The following is a 1,490-nucleotide window of genomic DNA, read 5'->3' as shown; positions in this document are numbered from 1 at the left end:
GACCGGGGCACCCGCCGACGCCCTGACACCAGGGGCCGACGGCCCGAGCGCGGCAGTCCCTGCCGCCGGCCGGCCCCCGCAGACGTCCCGGGAACGTGACGAGCGGTGACGTCCACCCGGGAAACGGCCGGCGCCCGGTGAGCCTCTCGCGCTCACCGGGTGCCGGTGTGACCAGCACTCTCCGCTCCGCAACCGTCGGCGCCCCGCGGTGTCGGTATCGGCATCACGGGTACCCGCCGCTTCGCGCCAGCACTGCCGTCTACCAGGAGGGAACCATGGACCTCGGATTCCTCAGTCCGCTCTACGACCGGCCCGGACCGTGGGCATCGGTCTACTTCAGCACCGAGTTCACCGCGGAGGACGGTGCCGCCCGCCATGAACTGCACGCCCGTGCCGCGTCCGACCAGCTCCAGGAGCAAGGCGCGGACGAACGGACCTGCCGGGCGGTGTACGACGCTCTGCTGGCCCTGCCGCCGAGTGGCTCGCCACCCGGCCGGGCGGTGTTCGCCGCCGACGGTGAGGTGGTCCTGGAGGTCCCGCTCGCCGTGGCCCCGAACAGCGAGGGCCCGCACGCCCACTGGGCGCCGCTGCCGCACACCTCCCCACTGCTCGACCTGGCCGACGCCGGTCCGAGCTGCCTGATCGCCCGTATCGACCGCCTGGGCGCCGACTTCGAACTGCACGACGCCGACGGCGTCCGCACCGTGGAGAAGCTCGGGGGTGAGGACTGGCCCATCCGCCGGACCCCCACCACCGACTGGTCGGAGCGGCACTTCCAGAACTCGGTGGAGAACACCTGGGAGCGCAACGCGGGCGCCGTCGCCGAGGGTCTCAAGACCGTCCTGGAACGGGAGCACGCCGACATGATCGTCCTCAGCGGCGAACACCGGCAGTGCCTCTCGGTGAAGGAGCAGCTGCCCCAGGAGCTGCGCGCCATCACGGTCGAGGCCGAGCACGGCACCCGCTCACCCGGCAGCAACGAGGCGGCAGGCGAGCGCCTGCTCGACGACGAGGTCGCCGAGGCGCGCGCCTGGCGGGTCCGGCAGCACGCCGCCGGGGTGATGGACCGCTTCCGGGCCGGCCGGGTACCGACCGACGACGGCCGGATCGACGCGGCCGAGGGCGTGCCCGCACTGGTCGAGGCGGCCCGCGAACACCGCGTCGCGACCCTGCTGGTACGGCCGGACGGACCCGACCTGCACCGTGAGGTGTGGGTCGGCGAACAGCCCGACCAGCTGGCGATGCGCCGGACCGAGGCCCGTGAGCTGGGCGCGGCGGAACCGTTCGCCGCCCGGGCGGACGACGCCCTGATCCGCTCCGCGGTCGCCACCCGGGCCCAGGTGCTCTCGGTACGTGCGCTGACCGACGAGCCCGAGCAGCCCAGCGGACTCCCCGTCGGCGGTATGGGCGCGCTGCTGCGCTGGCCGTACGGTGCCGGGCCGCAGGAGCAGCAGCAGGCGCTCCAGGGATGACCGGCCGGCGGGCCCCGC

Annotated in this window: 1 protein-coding gene; it reads left to right on the top strand. The window is 74.4% G+C overall.

Annotation, left to right across the window (positions count from 1 at the left end; all coding sequences use genetic code 11):
* Nucleotides 1-275 precede the first annotated feature (275 nt).
* Nucleotides 276-1,472 carry a baeRF2 domain-containing protein gene (locus ACYVE9_RS26430; RefSeq protein ID WP_461030418.1) on the top strand — a complete coding sequence of 399 codons (1,197 nt, stop codon included), beginning with the start codon at nucleotides 276-278 and terminating at the stop codon, nucleotides 1,470-1,472.
* The last annotated feature ends 18 nt before the right edge of the window (nucleotides 1,473-1,490 follow it).

The organism is Streptomyces sparsus, from assembly GCF_054776295.1.
Note: the sequence above shows the minus strand (reverse complement) of the source record. Positions and strands in the feature narration are given on the sequence as shown.